The organism is Pseudomonas sp. NA-150, from assembly GCF_044336365.1.
GTDB lineage: Bacteria > Pseudomonadota > Gammaproteobacteria > Pseudomonadales > Pseudomonadaceae > Aquipseudomonas.
Map to the genome: position 1 here is coordinate 3,908,584 of NZ_CP172305.1, position 19,883 is coordinate 3,928,466.

21 protein-coding genes and 4 pseudogenes are annotated in these 19,883 nt (G+C 58.6%); 14 read left to right on the forward strand and 11 right to left on the reverse strand.

What is annotated here, in order from left to right; genetic code table 11:
- Positions 1-74: 74 nt before the first annotated feature.
- Complete coding sequence (locus ACF0H7_RS18500; protein WP_397448347.1) at positions 75-680, forward strand: TetR/AcrR family transcriptional regulator; 606 nt, start codon at positions 75-77, stop codon at positions 678-680.
- A 79-nt stretch (positions 681-759) separates the two neighbouring features.
- Here the strand turns inward: ACF0H7_RS18500 and ACF0H7_RS18505 are convergent, their stop codons facing one another.
- Together ACF0H7_RS18505 and ACF0H7_RS18510 are read right to left on the reverse strand one after the other, a co-directional pair.
- A complete protein-coding gene (locus ACF0H7_RS18505; RefSeq protein WP_397448348.1) occupies positions 760-1,092 on the reverse strand; it encodes a hypothetical protein in 333 nt (110 codons plus the stop codon).
- Positions 1,093-1,165: 73 nt separating this feature from the next.
- Entirely contained in the window at positions 1,166-2,065 is a 900-nt protein-coding gene (locus tag ACF0H7_RS18510; protein ID WP_397453941.1) for a LysR family transcriptional regulator, read from the reverse strand.
- 124 nt (positions 2,066-2,189) lie between these two features.
- Here ACF0H7_RS18510 and ACF0H7_RS18515 point away from each other — a divergent pair, with 124 nt between their 5' ends.
- From ACF0H7_RS18515 to ACF0H7_RS18525, 3 genes are all read left to right on the forward strand, one after another.
- Positions 2,190-3,314, forward strand: a complete 1,125-nt coding sequence (locus ACF0H7_RS18515) for a M20 family metallopeptidase (RefSeq protein WP_397448349.1) — start codon at positions 2,190-2,192, stop codon at positions 3,312-3,314.
- 35 nt (positions 3,315-3,349) lie between these two features.
- Positions 3,350-4,744, forward strand: coding sequence for a YfcC family protein (locus ACF0H7_RS18520; protein WP_397448350.1), 1,395 nt, complete (start codon positions 3,350-3,352; stop codon positions 4,742-4,744).
- A 198-nt stretch (positions 4,745-4,942) separates the two neighbouring features.
- Positions 4,943-5,359 (forward strand): glycine zipper domain-containing protein, encoded by a 417-nt coding sequence (locus ACF0H7_RS18525; RefSeq protein ID WP_397448351.1) that lies wholly within the window; start codon positions 4,943-4,945, stop codon positions 5,357-5,359.
- 229 nt (positions 5,360-5,588) lie between these two features.
- Here the strand turns inward: ACF0H7_RS18525 and ACF0H7_RS18530 are convergent.
- Together ACF0H7_RS18530 and ACF0H7_RS18535 are read right to left on the reverse strand one after the other, a co-directional pair.
- Positions 5,589-5,786 (reverse strand): annotated as a pseudogene (locus ACF0H7_RS18530) (carboxymuconolactone decarboxylase family protein); the annotation flags it as partial.
- A 6-nt stretch (positions 5,787-5,792) separates the two neighbouring features.
- Entirely contained in the window at positions 5,793-6,221 is a 429-nt protein-coding gene (locus ACF0H7_RS18535; protein ID WP_397448352.1) for a cupin domain-containing protein, read from the reverse strand.
- 161 nt (positions 6,222-6,382) lie between these two features.
- Between ACF0H7_RS18535 and ACF0H7_RS18540 the strand changes: the two genes are divergently transcribed.
- Positions 6,383-7,279, forward strand: a complete 897-nt coding sequence (locus ACF0H7_RS18540) for a LysR family transcriptional regulator (RefSeq protein WP_397448353.1) — start codon at positions 6,383-6,385, stop codon at positions 7,277-7,279.
- Positions 7,280-7,549: 270 nt separating this feature from the next.
- Here the strand turns inward: ACF0H7_RS18540 and ACF0H7_RS18545 are convergent, their stop codons facing one another.
- Positions 7,550-8,146, reverse strand: a complete 597-nt coding sequence (locus ACF0H7_RS18545) for a TetR/AcrR family transcriptional regulator (RefSeq protein ID WP_397448354.1) — start codon at positions 8,144-8,146, stop codon at positions 7,550-7,552.
- Between the two features lie 102 nt (positions 8,147-8,248).
- On the opposite strand from ACF0H7_RS18545, the gene ACF0H7_RS18550 reads away from it, so the two are divergent.
- The 4 genes from ACF0H7_RS18550 (at position 8,249) to ACF0H7_RS18565 (ending at position 11,232) form a co-directional block, all read left to right on the forward strand.
- Complete coding sequence (locus tag ACF0H7_RS18550; RefSeq protein WP_397448355.1) at positions 8,249-9,127, forward strand: DMT family transporter; 879 nt, start codon at positions 8,249-8,251, stop codon at positions 9,125-9,127.
- 98 nt (positions 9,128-9,225) lie between these two features.
- A complete protein-coding gene (locus tag ACF0H7_RS18555) occupies positions 9,226-9,684 on the forward strand; it encodes a metallophosphoesterase family protein (protein WP_397448356.1) in 459 nt (152 codons plus the stop codon).
- A gap of 49 nt (positions 9,685-9,733) precedes the next feature.
- Positions 9,734-10,870, forward strand: a complete 1,137-nt coding sequence (locus tag ACF0H7_RS18560; RefSeq protein WP_397448357.1) for an FAD-dependent oxidoreductase — start codon at positions 9,734-9,736, stop codon at positions 10,868-10,870.
- Between the two features lie 161 nt (positions 10,871-11,031).
- A complete protein-coding gene (locus ACF0H7_RS18565) occupies positions 11,032-11,232 on the forward strand; it encodes a hypothetical protein (RefSeq protein ID WP_397448358.1) in 201 nt (66 codons plus the stop codon).
- Positions 11,233-11,294: 62 nt separating this feature from the next.
- On the opposite strand, the gene ACF0H7_RS18570 is transcribed toward ACF0H7_RS18565, so the two are convergent.
- Together ACF0H7_RS18570 and ACF0H7_RS18575 are read right to left on the reverse strand one after the other, a co-directional pair.
- Positions 11,295-11,423, reverse strand: a complete 129-nt coding sequence (locus tag ACF0H7_RS18570; RefSeq protein WP_397448359.1) for a hypothetical protein — start codon at positions 11,421-11,423, stop codon at positions 11,295-11,297.
- Positions 11,424-11,620: 197 nt separating this feature from the next.
- A complete protein-coding gene (locus ACF0H7_RS18575) occupies positions 11,621-12,544 on the reverse strand; it encodes a LysR family transcriptional regulator (protein WP_397448360.1) in 924 nt (307 codons plus the stop codon).
- A 149-nt stretch (positions 12,545-12,693) separates the two neighbouring features.
- Here ACF0H7_RS18575 and ACF0H7_RS18580 point away from each other — a divergent pair.
- The 4 genes and pseudogenes from ACF0H7_RS18580 to ACF0H7_RS18595 all read left to right on the forward strand — a co-directional run.
- Positions 12,694-12,954, forward strand: a pseudogene (locus ACF0H7_RS18580) (LysR family transcriptional regulator); the annotation flags it as partial.
- A 307-nt stretch (positions 12,955-13,261) separates the two neighbouring features.
- Positions 13,262-14,156 (forward strand): annotated as a pseudogene (locus ACF0H7_RS18585) (aspartyl/asparaginyl beta-hydroxylase domain-containing protein).
- A complete protein-coding gene (locus tag ACF0H7_RS18590) occupies positions 14,153-14,602 on the forward strand; it encodes a GNAT family N-acetyltransferase (RefSeq protein WP_397448361.1) in 450 nt (149 codons plus the stop codon). Before ACF0H7_RS18585 ends, ACF0H7_RS18590 begins: the two are co-directional and overlap by 4 nt.
- Positions 14,603-14,780: 178 nt before the next feature.
- Entirely contained in the window at positions 14,781-15,443 is a 663-nt protein-coding gene (locus ACF0H7_RS18595) for a carbonic anhydrase (protein ID WP_397448362.1), read from the forward strand.
- A 130-nt stretch (positions 15,444-15,573) separates the two neighbouring features.
- On the opposite strand, the gene ACF0H7_RS18600 is transcribed toward ACF0H7_RS18595, so the two are convergent.
- From ACF0H7_RS18600 to ACF0H7_RS18615, 4 genes and pseudogenes are all read right to left on the reverse strand, one after another.
- Complete coding sequence (locus tag ACF0H7_RS18600; RefSeq protein WP_397448363.1) at positions 15,574-15,999, reverse strand: 3-isopropylmalate dehydratase; 426 nt, start codon at positions 15,997-15,999, stop codon at positions 15,574-15,576.
- A 49-nt stretch (positions 16,000-16,048) separates the two neighbouring features.
- Complete coding sequence (locus ACF0H7_RS18605) at positions 16,049-16,684, reverse strand: class I SAM-dependent methyltransferase (RefSeq protein ID WP_397448364.1); 636 nt, start codon at positions 16,682-16,684, stop codon at positions 16,049-16,051.
- Positions 16,685-16,784: 100 nt separating this feature from the next.
- The gene (locus ACF0H7_RS18610) at positions 16,785-17,666 is read right to left on the reverse strand and encodes a methyl-accepting chemotaxis protein (protein WP_397453943.1); all 882 of its coding nucleotides are present in this window, start codon (positions 17,664-17,666) and stop codon (positions 16,785-16,787) included.
- Positions 17,640-18,767, reverse strand: a pseudogene (locus ACF0H7_RS18615) (methyl-accepting chemotaxis protein); the annotation flags it as partial. The pseudogene ACF0H7_RS18615 and the gene ACF0H7_RS18610, both read right to left, overlap by 27 nt.
- A gap of 201 nt (positions 18,768-18,968) precedes the next feature.
- On the opposite strand from ACF0H7_RS18615, the gene ACF0H7_RS18620 reads away from it, so the two are divergent.
- Positions 18,969-19,865, forward strand: a complete 897-nt coding sequence (locus ACF0H7_RS18620) for an HD-GYP domain-containing protein (protein WP_397448365.1) — start codon at positions 18,969-18,971, stop codon at positions 19,863-19,865.
- Positions 19,866-19,883 lie beyond the last annotated feature (18 nt).

Here is a 19,883-nt window from a genome sequence, read left to right on the forward strand (position 1 = left end):
CAGTCTCGTTGCGATAAACGTAAACGAGACCGGCCAGTCTTGTCAACCGCTCGACGATCTGTTATTTATCTCGCATGAATGCTTCCTCTCCCCCACTGCTTAGCCCGCTGCAACGCCGCAAGCGGTCTGCGATCCTGGACGGCGCGAAAACCGTTTTTTTAAGCCTGGGTTTCGGTTTGGCAACAATGGACGATGTCGCCTCGGCCGCCGGCGTGGGGAAACAGACGGTCTACCGCCACTTCGGGTCGAAGGAGGCGCTCTTCGTTGGTCTGGTGATCTCGATGTGCGCTCAGGTGGGCTTGGGTCTTGCCAGCGCTCAGGGCGAGCAATCCGATGACTCACCCGAAGTCGAATTGCGCGAGTTGGGCTGGTTGCTGGCACAAAACCTTATCGCGCCGGATAACCTGATGCTTTACCGGGCCATCGTTGCAGAGGCCGTGCGTCTTCCGGAACTCGGTCAGGTGTTCTACGAAAACGGTGCCAAGGTCGTGCGTGCCTTTGCCGCAAAAATTCTGCGCAAGCGCTTTGACGAATCGACTGCCGCAATGCGGGCAGCGACCTTCGTTCAGTTGGTGCTAGGCGACGCGTATCTGGAACTGACCATTGGCTACAGCGTGCCCGATGTTGAAGCGCGCTTTGCGTTGCAGATTGACGAGGCGGTGGCGGCTGCACTTCGCTAAGGAGCGCCGCATAGGATGTCGGCCACTGCATGCGGAGCGCAACAACGCGCTTGGCCCGCGAGCATGGTGAAGTCTCTGCTTACATCGATTTGACCGAAACGACTTCCACAAACCTGAATTTCTTCCTGGCTGCCTTAGTCGCTTCTTGCTCTGCCAGGAGCGTACTCAGCGTATCGGCCTCATGGACGATCTCGTGCGTCTCACCTTCAAATTCATTGCCCACACGCAGCGTGACTCTCAGCCTGGGCGTGAACGCTTTCGCGACCTTCTTTTTCACCGCAGCCTTTACCGGCTGCACGATCACGACATCCGGGGGGGGTTCTTGCACAGGTGGGGCACTAACCTGTTCAAGGGGCTCAGCAGCACCAAACAGCGCCCGGCGCATCTCTTCTTCCGTCAATTCTGCGTTCATGCCATTTCTCAGAGAGGGGGTATGTATAACCAGTCCGATTCTATCAGCACGGCTGATCTCTAGTGACGAATCTCTAGGTCAGACTGTTGATCAACAACCGCCACAGGTGATCGGCAGCCGGCGAGAGTCGTCGGTCGGAGCTGCGCAGTACATGACACTCAGAGGTTCGCGCGATGGGATGGTTGATCGGGATCGCGATGAGGGGATTTGCAACGACGCTTTGATCCAGAGATTGAGCGGTCATGAAGGCAATCCCCAAGCCTGCCTGACAGAGCGACTGGGCCGAGGAAAGCAGGTTGCATCGGTACGCCGGGCTGAATATCAGTCCTTCGGATTCGAACATTTTATTGACGTAACGCTGTATGCCGAAAGCGTCAGTCAGAGCAATCAGCCTGTACTCAACCAGTTCGCTCAGCGTGACGTCTGTCTGTTTGGCCAGGGGATGCGCTTGCGGCACGATGGCACACACCGGGCCCCGATAAAAACTACGGCGGTGCAGGGACATGTTGCCGACTGCACCAAAGGAGAAGGCCATGTCCAGCTCGCCACGAACCAGCATCATCAACGTGGTGCCTAGGTCTCCGGTGCTGATATCGACGAAAACATCAGGGTAGTCGTTGGAAAACTCCCGTAGAACACCGTTCACAAAGCTGTCAATCATGCCTTGGCCGATACGCAAGCTGACTGTGCCGCCGCGCATGTAGCGCAGGTCAGTGAGGTGTTTGGTGAGGACTTCTCGTCGTGATCGTGTCTCGGCGAAGTGCTCGGCGAGCAGTTTTCCTGCCTGGGTCAGGATGACGTTTCTGCCGTTGCGCTCCAAAAGCGCCAGGTGCAGGCTGCGCTCCAGCAATGCGACCTGCCGGCTGATGACCGATGGGTTGACGCTCAGGGCATCGGCCGCTTTGCGAATCCCCCCCTGCACCCCCACTTCATGGAGATAGCTCAGTCTTTTTTCTTGAAAATCGTCGTCCATCGCCACTGCCTTGATTCACTAAACTGTTGACCACAGAGCAACAATATAAGAGCAGTCCTCGCATTCTTCAATGCTCGGGGTCTGGGCATACTTCAGCCTATACCCAGCCTTGAGCGATCCTTCCATGAGCAGCGTGCAACAGTACCTTCATCTCCATGCCCCACAGATTCTGAATGATGTGAAACGACTGGTCAGCGCCGAATCGCCCTCCACCGACAAACAGGCCGTGGATGCCTGCGGCCGGGTCTTGCAAGACATCATCCGCGAGCGCCTGGGGTCATCTGCCGAGGTGACACCTCGCGAACTCTATGGCGACCACCTTGCATTTAGCGTCGGTCAAGGTTCCCGGCGGACGGCGATACTGGGGCATTTTGATACGGTCTGGGGTGTTGGCCAGCTGACCTTGCGCGAGGAAGACGGCAAGCTCTATGGCCCTGGGGTTCTGGACATGAAAGGCGGGCTTATTCAGGCGATCTGGGCGGTACGGGCGTTGGTGAAACTGGATCTTCTGGGCGATCACGAGATCAGGTTCCTGTGTTCGAGTGATGAGGAGTTGGGCAGTCCAACATCCCGCGACTGGATCGAACAAGAGGCGCGCCTGTGCCAGCAAGTGCTGGTGGTAGAGCCCGCAACGGCGCATAGCCATGCATTGAAAACCGAGCGCAAAGGCACAGGCCGATTTGAGATCAGCATCAAAGGCCGTGCGGCCCATGCGGGCAACAACCCTGAGGATGGGATCAGTGCCGTGCACGAAATGGCCGAGCAGATTCTGTTCCTGCACGCGTTGAATGCACCTGAGCGCGGGACGACGATCAACGTGGGGATTGCACAGGGTGGTGATCGTACCAACGTCGTTGCTGCGCGTGCGTGTTTAAGCGTTGATCTACGCGTGACATCACTCGCCGAAGCCCAGCGTATCGAGTCCGCCGTCAACGGTCTTCAGCCACGCTTGAAAGGGGCGGAAATTACTGTAACGGGTGGGTTGGTGCGTCCTCCGCTGGAAAACACGCAAGGCAATCGCAGGCTGTTTGCACTCGCCAAAGAGGCGGCCAGTGAGTTGTCATTTGAGCTGCTTCAGGCCTCTGTGGGCGGCGGAAGCGACGGCAATTTCACCTCGGCCATCGGCATCCCGACGCTGGATGGCCTGGGCGCAACCGGTGTCGGCCCGCACGCAATCCATGAGCACATCATCATTGCCGATCTTCCCGTTCGTGCAGCGTTGCTTGCTGAACTGATCAAGAAACTCTAAGGCATCGGCCACGATAACAATAAGGATGGCTTGAAATGACTGACGTTCATCAGGAAGCAGCACCCACTGCGAAGCCCAGGCAAGAAAGCAAAAGCCCTTACGTGCTGCTGTTTATCATTTTGATCGTGGCAGCTATTGGCACATGGGTCATTCCTGCGGGTGTCTTCGACAAGGAAACGCGGGATGGGATTACCTTTGCGGTATCCGGCAGTTTGCATGCTGTCGAGCAAAGTGGCGCTCGTCCGCTGGATATCTTTATTGCGGTTGCCAAAGGCCTGCAAACGTCGGCGCCCATTATCTTTCTTATCTTGTTTACCGGTGGCGCCCTCGCGGTTCTTGAAAGTACGGGCGCCATTCACCAGGTGCTTAAAGGCATCGCGCGCAGCTCAAGACTCAACGATTTTTCGATCATCCTGATTTTTGCGTTGGTGTTTGGCGTGCTCGGCACCACGGGTGTCGTGGTGAATGCGGTGATTGCTTTCGTTCCGATTGGCATGCTGGTGGCTAGGTCCCTTGGCCTGAACCCGATGTTTGGCGTCTCCTTGGTCTACCTGACCTGCGCCGCCGGGTTCAACACGGCAATCACCAACCCTGCGACCACCGGTTTGACCCAGCGCTTGGCGCAGCTTCCGTTGTTCTCGGGGATTGGTTTCAGGGCGATAACGTCAGCCCTGTTCATCGTGGTCTGTATTGTCTTTCTGACGCTGTACGCGCGTCGGTGCAGGCGAAATGGCGAGCAACGGCCGGTCAACCCCGAGGAACATGCCACTGACGCGCCAGCTACTGCGCGTCACTGGATCATCCTGGGCTTTGCCTCCGTAACCTTGATCTCGTTCATCTATGGCGCAATTACCGCCCAATGGGGCGAAGTCGAGATGACCGCGATGTTTCTGTTCATGGCCGTGGGCAGCGGCCTCCTCGGGCGTCTTGGCGCATCAGCCATCGCCAACAGTTTCATCGGTGGTTGTTCCGGCATCCTGCATGGCGCGTTGATCGTCGGCATGGCCAGGGCGATCTCCATTGTGTTGGAACACGGCAATATCCTCGACCCGATTGTGGGTTACCTATCAGAGCTTATCGCTCCGCTGCATCCGGCCATGGCCGCGATAGGCATGCACCTCAGTGCGGCACTCATGCATTTTGCTATCTCGTCGGGCTCCGGCGAGTCCGCGTTGCTGATCCCGATCTATGTGCCCATCGGTGACATGGTAGGCCTCACCCGACAGGTGACCGTTCAGGCCGTGTTACTGGGCGAGGGCATCGTCAATTGCATTAACCCGACTTCGGGCATTCTGATGGGTGTACTGGCGGTGGGGGGTATTCCATTTGGTCGCTGGCTTAAGTTCGTTGCACCGTTGATTGCGGTTTGGGCAGCAATCTGCATTATCACCTTGGTCATTGGAGTGGAGATTAAATGGGGACCTTTCTGATTGGGTCCTGCGACGTCTTTCCAACCCAGGACGTTCTGCGCGTACTCCAACAAAGCGTGCTGAAAGCCGCCACAGGTGCCAAGGAACGGGATGAGGTGGGTTGCGTGCTCAAGGGCACGGATCGAACTTTACCCGGCTGACACTATCCATATTCATAGATCCCAGAACGATATGACGTCTCTCCTGAGGTTGAATCCTATGCGCTTATCACTGCCCTCTCTGGTTCTAGGAATTCTGATTTCACAGGGTGCAATGGCCGGTGGAGATGGCTCCGCTGCGGTTGGCGGCGGGATAGGCGGGGCGTTGGGTAACGTCGTCGGTGGTCATGTCGGCGGCAGCACGGGCGCGGCGATTGGAGCGGGTGTCGGGGGCGCTGCAGGCGGCGCCGTCGCGGCACCCAAAGGCAAGAAAAACGAAGCGGCGATTGGCGGCGGACTCGGGTCTGCAGGTGGCTCGGTAATCGGCAATTCACTGGGTGGCAAGACAGGTTCGACCATTGGCGCCGGTCTTGGCGGTGCCGCGGGTGGCGCCGTCGGGAACAATATGGCCGACGACGGTCATAGTCATGGCTCAAGTGGTAAACATCACAACCACCATCACAAAAATAAACATTAATGGGCTACTGAGTTGAGTCGCCTCCTGTTTTCGTAGAAACCTTCAACCCTTTTTTTGGTGGGAGGTTATATGTTGGAGCTGCCGAAGGTTTGGGCCGCACTCGGACGATCAATTGCCATCGCGAAGGTCGTTCCGACCTTATCGCAGCCTTCGGCAGCGCCTACAGATTGAGGTCAACCTCAGGCTTTTATCCAGCCACAAATCCCTGCGGGAGCCAATTTTTCTGGCATCAGGTTCGGCTCGCAAACACATCCTTGAACACCGGCATTGCGGAAAACACATTTGGCCAGCCTGCGTGGAACGCCAACTGCGTCAGCACTTCAGATGCTTGTGCTTGAGTCAGCCCATTGTCCATTGCGCGGTTGAGGTGATAGAGCACCTGTGCCACCTGCCCTGCGGCCACCAAAGCACTGACCGTCACCAAGCTAAACACTCAGTGCCTGTGCGCATGAGTTGCAGAGGTCGGCCCTATCGAATATTCCTCGTCGGTCACCTTTTCCATCCACACAACGCTCACCCCGTCCAAGGCTTCCTGCACCGCAAGATGCGTCATCGAGGTGGTCGCCGAAGCACCGTGCCAATGCTTATGGCCGGGTGGGCACCAGATGACGTCGCCTGCGCGAATTTCAACAATCGGTTCGCCCTCGCATTGGGTCCAGCCACAGCCAGCGGTAACGATGAGAGTCTGGCCCAGTGGATGGGTATGCCAAGCAGAGCGTGCGCCCGGTTCGAAGGTGACGCTGACCACCGACGCGCGCGCGGGCTCAGGGGGAACGTTAAAGGGATCGATACGAACAGCCCCAGTGAAACAGGCTTCAGGGCCTTTGACAGACGGCTGCGAGCCGACACGCTTGAGTTCCATGGTCGTATTCCTTAATGAAGTTGAGTTGAGAAAACAGTGCGCTATGGCCAATTGGCAGGCCGTTCAACGCCTGCATACTTTCGCCATACGCTTACTTTATCCTGTGCTCGCACCTATGATTAGATGGCAAAATCGGCATGCACTTATGCAGCGGAGCATCAATGATCAAAGAGAGCCTGAACGATTTGTTGGCGTTCATGATGGTGGCACGTGAGCGAAACTTCACTCGCGCAGCCGCGCAATTAGGTGTGTCCCAGTCAGCATTGAGCCGAACCATCAGTGCGCTGGAGAAGCGAATGGGCTTGCTGCTGCTGACCCGCACCACGCGTAGCGTTTCACCTACCGAGGCCGGGCGCAGAGTGCTGGCAGCCATCGCACCTCGTTTCGAGGAAATCGACGCAGAGTTGGAGGCGCTAAGCGACCTGCGGGATCGACCCACGGGCACCGTGCGTATTACGACGACTGATTACCCGACCCAGGTGTATGTCTGGCCCCGACTCAAGCCACTGTTACGAGCGTTTCCGGATATCCGGGTTGAATTGATCAACGATTACGGTCTTTCAAACATCGTGGAGAAAAGATACGACATCGGCATTCGTCTGGGCGATCAGGTTGAGAAGGACATGATTGCCGCGCGCATCAGCCCGGACCTGACCATGGCCATCGTCTGCACGCCAGGCTACCTGGCCGAAAACGGCCCCTGTCAGACACCCCAAGACCTGATCCATCACAACTGCATCAACCTGCGTTTGCCGACGCGAGATTCGCTGATGCCGTGGGAATTGAGTAAAGGGGGTCGTGAGCTGCACGTCAGGGTCGATGGGCAGCTCGTGTTCAACAGCACGTATCAAATGCTTGATGCCGCACTTGAGGGCTTTGGCCTCGCCTATATACCCCTGGACCTGGCACAACCACATCTCGACGCCGGCAGGCTGACCTGTGTACTTGAGGACTGGTTTCCGACCTACGTGGGCTACCATCTTTTTTACCCGAGCCGTCGGCAAGCATCCCAAGCGGTCTCGTTAGTGGTTCAAGCGCTGAAGACGTTCAACCTCTGACGCAAGTTTGAATACCCAGAAAGCAGGATGATTTCCTTCCGACTTAAAAAGGGCAAAAACATAGCCCTGTAGGTGCTGCCGAAGGCTGGGATCGGTTTGCAGCCGTAATCTCAGCTGAAGGTCCTTCGGACCTTATCGCAGCCTTCGGCAGCTCCTACGGTGATTTGTGCGTGAATATAGACCGTGTTCCAGCTACAAACCCACAGTGTGAGCAGGATTGCTTGCGATCTGGCACGAGGGTCTGAATGTCGATTTCGCATTCCGGCTCATCTATTTTGAGCGTACCGACAGTGCCCCAAAAGCAAAGCTCATGAATCGGCCAAATGCTTTGTTATCGCCATCAACCTTCATGCGAATCAGCACCCCTTCATAAGCCTCGATCAGGAACGCTGCCGCATCCCCGGGATTGATGCTCGGATCAACTTCTCCTACAAGTTGGGCCTCTTTCAGCACCTCCTGAATCTGTGTTTCCCAGCGCATGAACACGGCGGAAAGCTTGTGCCTGAACTCGGGGCTGCGCGCTCGTGCTGTTTGCCCAAACACGCCATACAAACATCCGCCCAGCGGTTCTTCTGCCAGGTGGATTCGCTCGGCCTCATAAAAGTAATTTTTCAGCCGTTGCAATGGGCTCGCCAACGAGTTGTTAAACAGGGCGCTGCGCATTTCGCAGTAGTGATCCTCGTACGCCTCCAACACCGCTATCGCGAACTCTTCTTTGCTTTTAAAGAAGTAGTAAAACGATCCCTTGGGGACGCCAGCCGCCTCAAGAATTGCGTTCAGACCTATCCCGTCATAACCATTGATGAGCATGGATTTCAGCCCTTCTGCGACCAGCTTCGCGCGCGTGCCGTGATTTTCTTTGCTCATGGTAGTAGACCAGTTAACTATCTGTTAATCCTAGACCCGTCATACGCGGAAGGCAACGTCGCTGGGGCTGCCGCGTCGCACTACCCGACATGAGGGCTTTAGATGAGCCATTTCGCAGATCGCAAGTACTTCGGAATTTTTTTTGCCTGCGCCAGCTATGGCATTTACTCGCTTCACTTCGCCACCGTGAAGTGGCTGACTGCAGAACATTCGCTATGGCAGCTGGTGTTCATGCGCAGCGTGGTGATGTGCCTCATCACCCTGGCGGTCAGTGGTCGAGGAACAGTCTCTGCAGCCATCAACAGTCCTTACCGATTGTCGACGCTGTTCAGAGGTGTTCTGCAATTCGTCGCCATGGCGTGTTTTTTTCTGGCGGCCCGCGATATGTCGCTTTCGGCGGTGATGACGCTTTACTGCACCGCCCCGCTGATCATTGTTGTCCTGTCAATTTTCATATTGGGCGAGTCAGTCCATGGCTATCGCTGGCTCGCGGTGATGGTGGGTGTCTCGGGTAGCGTCATCGCGGCAAACCCAGGCGGGGCAATCAATCCAGCCCCGGCGCTGCTTGCACTCAGCTCGGCGTTCTTTTGGGCACTGGCAGTCATCTTCACCCGAAAGAACAGTGCAACGGACAGCACCCCCGTTCAGCTGTTAGTAACAGGTGTGGTCTTTATCGTCCTCAGCGGTGCACTCATGACGTGGGAGACGCCTTCGACGCTGCTCCAGTGGGGTCTGATGGTTGCCCTCGGCCTACAGATTTACTTGGCGCAGTACTTTTTCTTCGAAGCCTGTCGCTTTGCCCCGGCGTCGCTTGTCGGGCCGCTGGAATACACCAGCGTCGGCTGGTCGTGCCTTCTTGGATACCTGATCTTTTCAGACATCCCGACCCCACACATCATCATCGGCGCGGTGCTTGTTTCCGCGAGCGGCATCGTTCTGGCAATGAGCGCGCGTGGCAAAGCAAGCGAGCGTGCGGCTTGAATACGAGGGGCGCGCATCGTACTGAATGGTCCTGGTTCAGACTGCAATAGACTTGCGGGTACACTGGCCCCCTCCTCCAGCCTGCTCTGGTGCCCTGTATGAAAGTTGGCGTGATTTCCGATACCCACGGCCTTCTGCGCCCTGAAGCCCTTGCGGCCCTGAAGGGCTGCGAACGGATCATTCATGCGGGCGACATCGGCAAGCCCGAAATCCTCGAGCAACTGAGCTCCATCGCCCCATTGCACGTGGTGCGAGGCAACAACGACCTGAACCTCTCTTGGGCAGAAAACATCGCTGACCATCTACGTTTCGACCTCAACGGGTGGACTGTCCTGCTGGTCCATGATATTGCCGATGTGCCGGCCTTACTCGATGACGCGATACAAGTAGTGATGACCGGGCACTCGCACAAACCGCGCATCGAATGGCGTGGCGAACAGCTGTACCTGAATCCGGGCAGCGCCGGTCCGCGTCGCTTTAAACTGCCGGTGACGCTGGCGCTGCTTGAGGTGTTGCCAGCTTCGATAGAGCCGCGCCTGGTCTCGTTGCTGCAGTAAAGCCTGGTTACCAATACTGATCACCCACACCCGCCACGAAGGAAGCTGGATGAATACCCCCATCGCGATCATCGGTGCCGGGCTCGGAGGATTGACCCTTGCCCGAGTGCTGCATGTCCACGGCATCGCGGCGACGATCTACGAGGCCGAAGTGTCGGCAAGCGCCCGCACCCAAGGCGGCCTGCTCGATATTCACGAATACAACGGGCAGCCCGCACTCAAGGCGGCGGGCCTGTTCGACAAATTTCTCGACATCATCCTGCCGGGCGCGGATGCAAAGCGCATTGGCGACAAGGATGGCAACGTCCTGCTGGATTGGCCCAGCACCGGCAACGGCGGCCGACCTGAGGTAGAGCGCGGCGAACTTCGCCGGATTTTGCTCGACTCACTGCCTGTTGACACGATCCGCTGGGGGCACAAGCTCACAGCGGCTTCCCCGCTCGGCGGCGGGCGACACCAGTTGGCCTTCGCCAACGGCTCAACGGTGACGACCGACCTGTTGGTGGGGGCCGACGGTGCGTGGTCACGCGTTCGTCCACTGCTATGCGACGTGAAGCCTGCCTACGTCGGCCTGTCGTTTATCGAGACCTTCCTGTTTGACGCCGACACTCGCCACCCCGCCAGCGCAGAAGTGGTGGGCAACGGCACCCTGATGGCCGTAATGCCGAACAAAGGTATTTTTGCTCACCGCCATGCGAACGGAACGCTGCAATCGTACGTCGCCTTGAACAAGCCCGAAGACTGGATCACCGGCATCGACCTGTCCGACCCGGCGGCAGCCCTGGCCCGTCTCGCTCAGGAATTCGATGGCTGGGCGCCGGCGCTGACAGCGCTCATCACCGACTGTGAAACCGAGCCAATGCTTCGCCCCATCTACGCACTCCCGGTCGGGCACAGCTGGGATCGCGTACCCGGCGTGACACTGCTCGGCGATGCCGCGCACCTCATGTCGCCATTCGCGGGCGAAGGCGCCAACCTCGCCCTGTACGACGGTGCCGAACTCGGGCAAGCGATCGCCTCCAACCCCGGAAACGTAGAAGCCGCGCTGGTCGCCTATGAAAGGGAACTCTTCCCTCGTAGTGCACAGACCGCGGAGGAAACAGATCAGAACCTCAAGCTGTTTTTCAACGACAACGCACCGCAGGGGCTGATTGATATGTTCAGTCAATACTTGCCGGCCGAGTGACTGTGCCCCCTGAAAAGCAGGGTTCCTTTGAGCACTCCACGCGAAACACCTCGGCCAAACGCTCGGTAAATATCATTGCCTGCTCCTGACTCGCCACATTGGCTTCCCGGGAATCAGCCTCCACCACCACGCACCGATCTTCGCCATCTGCACACCTGCGTGTGGCACATGGCATCAGTGGTTCAGTCGTAGCGGTTTATGTGTTGTTTCATATCTTCAACCACCTGTTCGGTCTCATCAGCCCCGAAGCTCACGGCGCTGTCATGGACATCGGTCGCAAGGTCTATCGAGCGGCGGCGATCGAGCCGTTGTTGGTGGCCGTCATGCTGTTTCAGATAGCCACCGGCCTGCGTTTGGCATGAACGGGAACTTCGGCTGATGTAAGCCCACTCGGATTTTTACCAACCCCAACCCCTTTCGAGTCTTAGCCCTTTATGTCGTCGGGTTGCCCCAAACGCTGGAGGGGTATTCGGCGGGTCAACGTTTCACGGATCTCATCGTTATCGCTATCGAACATGGCGGTCTCGGTGGGGCCTGAGCTCAAGGTATTCACCCGGATCCTGCGAAGGCATCATCCCTGGCAGAAGCAAATTGCGGGGCTCCCACATTGATTTGTGGTTGGACAAAAATCTACGGTTGACCCCATTTTGTAGGAGCTGCCGCAGGCTGCGATAAGGTCGGAACGACCTTCGCGATGGCGATTGCTCGCAGCCAGCGGCAACAGGGGTCACCCCCAAGGTTAAATCGCCCCTACCTATTCCCCCCCTGAAAATAATCAATAAACGCCCTCAACTTCCCAGGCAACTGCGTCCGGCTCGGGTAGTAAATATAAAACGCCTCACTCACCGGCGAATACCCCGCCAGCGCCAGCGCCAACGAGCCATTGGCCAATGACTCTTGCGCATACTGCTTGAACGCATACGCCAAACCACTGCCATTGCGTGCCGCTGCCACGGTTGAGCGCATTTCGTCGACGATCAGGTTGCCTTTGACTTCGATTCGGGTTTCCTGGCCGTCGATGTCGAATCGCCAGTCGAGGAAGCTCGAGCGGTTGAACAGCCGGTGGCGGATGCAGTTGAGTTGCAGCAGGTCTTGCGGGGTGTGTGGCATGCCGTGGCGGCTGAAGTAGTCGGGGGCGCCGACGACGACGAATTGCTGTGGGCTGCCCAGTGGCACGGCGACCATGTCATTTTGCAATAGGCGCCCGAGGCGGATGCCGGCGTCGAATCCGGACTCGACGATGTCGCTGATGGCGTTGTCGACCGATATCTCGACCACGATTTTCGGGTATTGCTCTAGAAAGCCTTGCAGGTGCGGTTCGATGAGCATGGCGTAGGCAACGTGCAGGCTGTTGATGCGCAGCAATCCTGCGGGCTGGCTGGAGGTTTCGGCGATGTGCAGCACGGAGTTGCGAATGGTTTCCAGCGCCGGGGCCAGGGTTTCCATCAGTTGCAGGCCGGCTTCAGTGAGCCGCACGCTACGGGTGGTGCGGTTGAACAAGCGCACGCCCATCTGCTGTTCCAGCTGTTTGATGGTTTTCGAAATCGCGGTCGGCGAGACGCTGAATTCCGATGCGGCGCGGGAGAAGTTCAGGTGTCGGGCTACGGATTCAAACGCCACCAGGCCGGGCAAGTCGATGATCGGCTGGATTCGGTTATTCAGCGGTGCCTGCATACACGCCTCTCGGATTATGAAGCTGTGGTTAATGAGCCATTAACCATTACAGCCATTATCGCCGCAAAACCAAGGGGCTAGCATTCGCTCATTCGCGGTCTGGACAGAACGGCTCAGGTCGTGGCAGACGCATTCGGAGGTAACGATTGATGAACAGAAACGATTTGAGAAGAGTTGATCTCGGTCTCTTGATTATCTTCGAAACGGTGATGATCGAAGGCAATTTGTCGCGCGCGGCTGCAAAGCTCTACCTCGGCCAGCCCGCCATCAGCGCCGCCCTGGTGCGCCTGCGCGCCTTCTTTAATGATCCGCTGTTTATCCGCGCCGGCCGCTTGATGCGCCCGACCGCGATTGCCCGCGAGGTCTACCAACGCCTGGCGCCGGTGCTGGACTCGATGTCGCAAGTGCTTGGCGACAGCATCAATCACGCTAGTGCGCTCAAGGTGCACAGCCCCAGCCGGCCATTCTGAGCACCGAAGCACCTCTGCTTGCACAGATGGCCCGTTGAACAATCAACGGGCCATTTTTTATGGCCCCAGAATTTTCCGGCGGATGACACTCATAAAATTGATACAAAACATTTCATCGCAACATGATGAATAGCTATCATTTTGATATATTGCGCTCCAAATCTCTGGCAAACCACGCTACACACCTCGGCCTTACTCGTGTTCGACAGGCAGCGACTGTCATTCAATTAACCAGACCCGAGCCGCTATGAAATTCATCATTGTTGCGATTTTTGTAATTTCCATCGCCTACGTTCATTATCGCGGCAAAGTACGTCACACACTGGGGCGGAAACTGAGTGACCACTCTTTTTTCCTCGCGCCGATCAACGTCCTTCTCTAACTGTTCTCAAAAAAGCCGGGCACGCCCTATCTGCAACCCACGGAGTTCCCGGAATTGGCCGTGCTGCAAGACAACTGGCAGGTGATCCGCGAAGAAGCGGTCAATTTGCTCAACGAGGGCAAAATCAAGCGCTCGGAAAAAGCCGATGACGTTGGGTTCAATTCGTTCTTCAAGACCGGCTGGAAGCGTTTTTACTTGAAGTGGTATGGCGAGAATCACCCGTCGGCGACCCTGTTGTGCCCGCGCAGCACTGAGCTGCTGGAAAGCATCGGCACGGTCAGGGCGGCGATGTTCGCCGAGCTGCCGCCGGGGGCGCGCCTGGTTCGTCACCGCGACCCTTACGCCGGCTCCTACTGTTATCACCTCGGCCTGGCCGAATGACCCGGCCTGCTATATCTCGGTCGACGGGCAAAACTACCATTGGAAGGACGGTGAGTCGGTGATTTTCGATGAGACCTTTATTCACTATGCCGAAAACAAGACCGATCAGAAGCGGATCATTTGGTTTTGCGACATCGAGCGTCCGCTGAAATATGGCTGGGTCAGTGCGTTCAACCGTTGGTTCGGCAAGCACGTCATGGCGGCGGCCAGCTCACCCAACGACTCGCAGGACAAGACCGGCGGAATCAATGCGGCGTTCATCAAACTGCACAAGATCCGGGTACGCGGCAAGGCGCTGAAGAAGCGCAATCGCACGCGCTATTACCTGGAAAAATGGGCGGACGCCGCCAGCCTGCTAGTGGTGTTTATCCTTCTATGAGCTCGCCATCCACCTTTAACGTGCGGGTCATGACCATCGACGATTACGAGGCGGTGATCGAACTGATGAAGCAGACGCCGGGCGTCTCGTTTCGGGATGCCGACTCACGGGAGTCGACCTTGCGCTACCTGCTGCGCAACCCCGACCTGAGTTTTATCGCGCGGGTCGGCGACACGCTCTGCGGCTGCATCATGTCCGGTCACGATGGCCGGCGCGGCTATCTGCAACACTTGGTGGTGCTCCCCGAATCCCGCCGCCTGGGCGTCGCCAGCAGCCTGGTCGAGCATTGTCTCGCGGGGCTTGAAGGTCTGGGCATCCGCAAATCCCATGTGGATGTACTGAAAACCAATGCGCTGGGTGCCCGTTACTGGCAACGCCAGGGCTGGACCTTGCGTACAGACATCGATCGCTACTCGTTTACGCAAGTGGGCGACGAGAACGCGTAGGCGGTTTCTTCGAATTTTGAAGGCCGGCCGATAAGGTCCGAAGGACCTTCACCCCAGCCCAACAACTATAGGCCACCCTTATAGTCAGCATTGTTTATGAGTCTTGGACGTTATACCTGTGCCCGATCACTATAGGTCCCACAGCAACTAACCCGACAACAACCACCAGGTACTCATCATGAAAGCGCTGATCGAAGGCATCCTCAAGTTCCAGAAAGAAGCATTTCCACAACGCACCGACCTGTTCAAGCACCTGTCGACCACCCAACACCCAGGCACGCTGTTCATCACCTGTTCTGACAGCCGAGTGATACCCGAGCTGTTGACCCAGCAAGAACCCGGTGAACTGTTCGTGATCCGTAACGCCGGCAACATCGTGCCTTCCTACGGCCCGGCGCCGGGTGGTGTGTCCGCCACTGTCGAGTACGCAGTCGCCGTGCTGGGCGTCACCGATATCGTGATCTGCGGCCACTCCGATTGCGGCGCGATGACGGCCATTTCCAGCTGCAAATGCATGGACCACCTACCCGCCGTCGCTGGCTGGTTGCAACATGCCGAGTCGGCCAAGGTCATCAACCAGAGCCGCAAACACGCCTCGGATGCCGACCGCCTGAGCTCGATGGTGCGGGAAAACGTCATCGCCCAGTTGTCGAACCTGCAAACCCACCCCAGCGTGCGCTTGGCCCAGCAACAAGGCCAACTGAACCTGCACGGCTGGGTCTACGACATCGAAACCGGTTCGGTCGAAGCACTGAACGGCGCCACCAACCAGTTCGTGTCGCTGGCCGAGCACCCTGAAACCTGCGCCCACTGCTCCACGCCCATCAACGCAGTCGCCTGATCGCTCAGGCGGGTCGCAGGCACCCTGGCCTGCGGCCCGCCCTGTTTGGCCGAATGTTGTCGTTCCAGCGTGAATCGCGACGCTGAAGTACGGCCTGGCAGGTTGCCCTGAGCCAGGCGGTCAATCAGCGCTAGTGGGTTTCGGCGACGATCCCGAAACCGGTTTTCGCCTCGCTGACAATCCGGAAGTGCTGGCTCGCGCCGCTGTCCAGTTGCACCGCCAACTCACGGTGCAGACGGCCTTTGCCGCACAGCGTGTCATCCTTGGTGTCGATGCCGATGCCGACGATCCGGGCGCCCGCCGGCACCTTGAAATGCGCCTCTTCACCGATACCGATCCGCGCCGCTACCTGGCGATCGATGGAGAACGCCAGGTAGCACCCGCCACCCAACATGCCGATGTCGCGGTTGACCACAATCTCACCACCGCCCTGCAGCGGTTCCTGAAACGCCAGCAGCCGGTCCGCCGGGACCGGTTTGACGTTCTCCGAGTCTGCCTGAATCGACGAGCAGCCAGCCAGCGCCAACAACGGAATTGCCAAACAGATCAAGCGCATTGAGTCGTCCTTAAGGGGCTGTCAGCAAAGATGCTTCAGCCACTGTAGCTCAACCTGCTACCACATACTCAAGGCCCCAGAAATACTGCCACTGGTGATAGGTCACATGGCTTGCCAGGCCCTCAACAGCGTCGTGCAGTTCGCGCTCGGTGGGGAAGTTTTTCAGCACCTGATGGCTGCTGCCATCGTCCAGCGGACGGCTCTGCCAGGTGTCGCCATTGGCATCTGCGGCCGACACCCGGGTGCTGCTGCCTTCGACATAACGGTTGTCCAGCAACACCACACGGGCACCCGGTTTCAGGCGCGCGTTGAGCCCGCCGAGAAATTCGGGCACGCGACTTTTCGGCACATGGGAAAACCAGAAGCCGGCGAACGCCGCGTCGAATTTCGGCTCGACCTGTGGCAACGCGTAGGCATCACCGACAACGAATTCGACCTTGTCTTGCGGTACCCGCGAGGCAGCGATTTCCATGGTTTCCGGCGAGCTGTCGATGGCCATGACCCGCTTGGCCAACGGCGCGAAGAACTGCGTCCAATAACCGGTTCCGCACGCGATTTCGAGGACGTTGGCCCCTTGATACACCCCTGGCAACCACTGCTCGATCATGCGCAGATCGCTCTGGCGCTCGGGCTTGGCGTAGATGCGATCGTATTCGGAGGCTCGGGCTGCGTAGTATTCCTGCATCGCGGAGGATTCCTGTCTGTGGGGTGCGCAAAGGTTCTCACACGGAGGATGACAGGTCGCCTGTTTCCACCGCGCCCAGGTGTTTTTATTTCGCCCGCGGCTACACCCGGAAGCGCTGCACCAACAGGTTCAGATCGCCCCCGAGGCGCGACAACTCGAGGCTGGCCGCCGCCGTACGCGCGCTGGATTCGGCGGATTCGTCGGCAATGCCGCGCACCCGCGTCAAGCTGCGGCTGATGTGCTCCGAGACCTGAGTCTGTTGATCGGCCGCTGTGGCGATTTGTGAGTTCATCGATTGGATCAGCGACACCGACTGACGAATCTCGCCGAGCACGTCACCCGCTTCACGGGCCAGGGTCACGCTGGAGAGGCTCATGGTCTCGCTGTCCTGCATCAACTGCGTGGCGTGCTGGGTGCCGCTGTGCAGGGCGGCGATCAGCCCTTCGATCTCTTCGGTGGAGCGTTGGGTGCGTTGTGCCAGGCCGCGCACTTCGTCGGCGACCACCGCAAAACCGCGCCCTGCCTCGCCCGCGCGGGCCGCTTCGATGGCCGCGTTGAGCGCCAACAGATTGGTCTGGTCGGCCACTGCACGAATCACGCTCAAGACCCCGCCGATGCGCTCGCCGTCTTCCCGCAGGCGGGCCATGGCCTGACCCGAGCGCTCGACGTTGACCACCAGCGCCTCGAAATGCTCGACCGCCAGGGTGACCACGCGATTGCCCTCCACCGTGCGCTGCTCGGCGGCAATCGCTGCTTGCGAAGCCTGCCGCGCGTTATGCGCCACATGCTGTGCGCTGGCGACCATTTGATTCATCGCGGTGGCGACTTCTTCGGTCTGTTCGCGCTGTTGTGCAACACCGGCGCTGCTGGCGGCGGTGACCGTGGACAAGCCCTCGGCGGCCGACGTCAGTTGCCGCGTACCGTCACCGATACGGCTGATCAACTGCCGCAGGTGCCCGGACATTTCCCGCATGGCGCCCATCATCTGCCCCAGTTCGTCACGCAAGCGGCTGTCGAGGTTACCGGTGAGGTCTCCGGACGCAATCTGCCGCGCCAACGCCAGGGTGCGCTTGAGCGGCGGCACGATTTGCCGGGTCATGGCCCAGGCCGCCACCAGCCCCAGGACCAAGGCAAGCAACTCGGCGCCCCAGAGTTCACTGCGCGCCAACCGCACATCGCTGCCACGGCCTTCCAGTTGTTGCTGGTACACCGCCGCGCTCAGCCGCTGCAATTCAGTCGCCTGGGTGAGCATGGCCTGCTTGGCTTGCTGGCTTTTGCTTTCGCTGGTGCGGAAGTCCGCCACCCGGTCCTGATAGGTCACCACCGCTTGCAAGGCTTCCAGCAACGAGGACTGCAAGCTGTCGTTGGGCAGTTGCTCGTACAGATCGTTGCCCAATACGCGGATCTTGTCAGCGGTCTGCGACACCTGCAGTTCGGCCGCCGACTGCGGGTCGGCGATGTACACATGCACCTGCTCGCGCAATTGCGCCATCAGCATTTGCAGCTCGACCGCCGCCTGCGCCTGGTCGACCTTGACGCTCGGGTCGTTGCGCAGTTGCTCGAACAACGTTTTGCGAAGTTGGGTGAGTTTGCCGGCAATTTCTTCGATCACCGGCGACATGGCGTCTTGCGCTGCCCGAGCCTGGTTGCGCGCGGTGACGAAGCCGGCGAAGGTTTGCTGGTAGCCCTGAGCCACTTCACGGATGCGCGCCAGTGTGCCTTGGGCATCGCCATCCAGGCTCATCTGCAACTTGTCGACGCGGGCCGACAGCGCGCTCATTTCCTTGGCATAGGCCTCCACCGCCGAGGTCTTGCCGGCGCGGTCGTATTCGTTTTCCTGAAGGCGTACAGCGGCGATCTGCGAGTCCAGCGAGACACTGTCCACCAGCGATTCACTGCGGTCGGTCAGTTGTCCTAGGCTATGCAGCGCGATGACAGTCACCAAGCCGGTGAGCAGCAGGACGATGCCGAAACCCAGCGTCAGCTTGCGTCTTACCGAAGCGCCTATCAGCCAATCAGCGAGGGCGTACATAGCGGTTTCTCCTGTCAGGCGTGCAGGGCCTGGTTTATGATTTTCGCGCATTCTAAATCGACCGATCTAAAACACAAGGGCTCTCCGGGTTGTCTTGCCGATTGGCGAAAACTTGAAAACTATATTTTTTCAACAGGGTGTAACCGCGATCAGGTTTCTAACGAATTACGCGTCACGAATAACAGGTGGCCGCTCCAGCGAGTCACTGACCTTTAATTTTCCAGTCGCGTAGTGCGCCGAGAATAACGTCCCATGAACCTGACTCAGATCATTCGTAATCTGTTGCCCACCCGTGTCGAGCCGACCCCGTCGCGTCAAGGCGAAGCGATGTTGTCGAGCCTGTTGGTGATGGCCTGGGTGGTTGAAGCGCGCGACCCGTACACCGGTGGCCATCTGTGGCGCGTCGCGCAGTTTTGCCAGTTGCTGGCGCAGAAGGCCGGTCTGGATGACGCCGAGGTGGCGCGGATTACTCTGGGAGGCTTTGTCCACGACCTGGGCAAGGTCGGGATTCCCGATGCGGTGTTGCGCAAGGCCGGGCCGCTCAGCGATGACGAATACGCGGTGATCAAGACCCATCCCGAGATCGGCTATCGGATGCTGCATGCCCACCCGCTGGCGTCGCTGGTGGCGGACGCGGTGCGCTTGCACCATGAGACGCCCGATGGCCGTGGTTATCCGCTGGGGCTCAAGCACGGCGAGATTCCGCGCCTGGCCAGTATCGTCGGCATTTGCGATGCCTTCGACGCCATGACCAGCACCCGCCCCTATCGCGCCGGCATGCCGCAGGAAAAGGCACTGGGGATCATCCGCGAAAACCTGGGGACGCAATTCGACGCGGTGCTGGGCGAGTTGTTTATCCAGTTGGGCGACGCCGGGGTCTTGACCCCGATCATCGGCCACACCGACCACGGCATCCCGCTGCGCCATTGCGGCATGTGCGGGCCGACGGTGGTCCTGCGCCGCGCCCATCGCGCGGGCGATCATGTGTTTTGCGGGAATTGCGGAGCCGATTATTTGCTGCACCAAGGTCCGACCAACACCCTGGAACTGCAGGCTACTGGCGGTAATGGCAGCGCCAACGACCTCAGCCCCAAAGCTGATGTGGAACTGATCGACGCACTGGTGCAGCGCACTGTGCTGCATGTGTAACAGACACGACCTTTTCCT

Bases quoted from the DNA above. Each gene is read 5' to 3' on its own strand.
- ACF0H7_RS18595 (WP_397448362.1), top strand. From the start codon at position 14,781: ATGAAAGCGCTGATCGAAGGCATCCTCAAGTTCCAGAAAGAAGCATTT.
- ACF0H7_RS18525 (WP_397448351.1), top strand. From the start codon at position 4,943: ATGCGCTTATCACTGCCCTCTCTGGTTCTAGGAATTCTGATTTCACAG.
- ACF0H7_RS18545 (WP_397448354.1), bottom strand. From the start codon at position 8,146: ATGAGCAAAGAAAATCACGGCACGCGCGCGAAGCTGGTCGCAGAAGGG.
- ACF0H7_RS18560 (WP_397448357.1), top strand. From the start codon at position 9,734: ATGAATACCCCCATCGCGATCATCGGTGCCGGGCTCGGAGGATTGACC.
- ACF0H7_RS18550 (WP_397448355.1), top strand. From the start codon at position 8,249: ATGAGCCATTTCGCAGATCGCAAGTACTTCGGAATTTTTTTTGCCTGC.
- ACF0H7_RS18590 (WP_397448361.1), top strand. From the start codon at position 14,153: ATGAGCTCGCCATCCACCTTTAACGTGCGGGTCATGACCATCGACGAT.
- ACF0H7_RS18515 (WP_397448349.1), top strand. From the start codon at position 2,190: ATGAGCAGCGTGCAACAGTACCTTCATCTCCATGCCCCACAGATTCTG.
- ACF0H7_RS18510 (WP_397453941.1), bottom strand. From the start codon at position 2,065: ATGGACGACGATTTTCAAGAAAAAAGACTGAGCTATCTCCATGAAGTG.
- ACF0H7_RS18605 (WP_397448364.1), bottom strand. From the start codon at position 16,684: ATGCAGGAATACTACGCAGCCCGAGCCTCCGAATACGATCGCATCTAC.
- ACF0H7_RS18500 (WP_397448347.1), top strand. From the start codon at position 75: ATGAATGCTTCCTCTCCCCCACTGCTTAGCCCGCTGCAACGCCGCAAG.
- ACF0H7_RS18520 (WP_397448350.1), top strand. From the start codon at position 3,350: ATGACTGACGTTCATCAGGAAGCAGCACCCACTGCGAAGCCCAGGCAA.
- ACF0H7_RS18555 (WP_397448356.1), top strand. From the start codon at position 9,226: ATGAAAGTTGGCGTGATTTCCGATACCCACGGCCTTCTGCGCCCTGAA.
- ACF0H7_RS18620 (WP_397448365.1), top strand. From the start codon at position 18,969: ATGAACCTGACTCAGATCATTCGTAATCTGTTGCCCACCCGTGTCGAG.
- ACF0H7_RS18540 (WP_397448353.1), top strand. From the start codon at position 6,383: ATGATCAAAGAGAGCCTGAACGATTTGTTGGCGTTCATGATGGTGGCA.
- ACF0H7_RS18575 (WP_397448360.1), bottom strand. From the start codon at position 12,544: ATGCAGGCACCGCTGAATAACCGAATCCAGCCGATCATCGACTTGCCC.
- ACF0H7_RS18535 (WP_397448352.1), bottom strand. From the start codon at position 6,221: ATGGAACTCAAGCGTGTCGGCTCGCAGCCGTCTGTCAAAGGCCCTGAA.
- ACF0H7_RS18505 (WP_397448348.1), bottom strand. From the start codon at position 1,092: ATGAACGCAGAATTGACGGAAGAAGAGATGCGCCGGGCGCTGTTTGGT.
- ACF0H7_RS18600 (WP_397448363.1), bottom strand. From the start codon at position 15,999: ATGCGCTTGATCTGTTTGGCAATTCCGTTGTTGGCGCTGGCTGGCTGC.
- ACF0H7_RS18610 (WP_397453943.1), bottom strand. From the start codon at position 17,666: ATGGGCGCCATGCGGGAAATGTCCGGGCACCTGCGGCAGTTGATCAGC.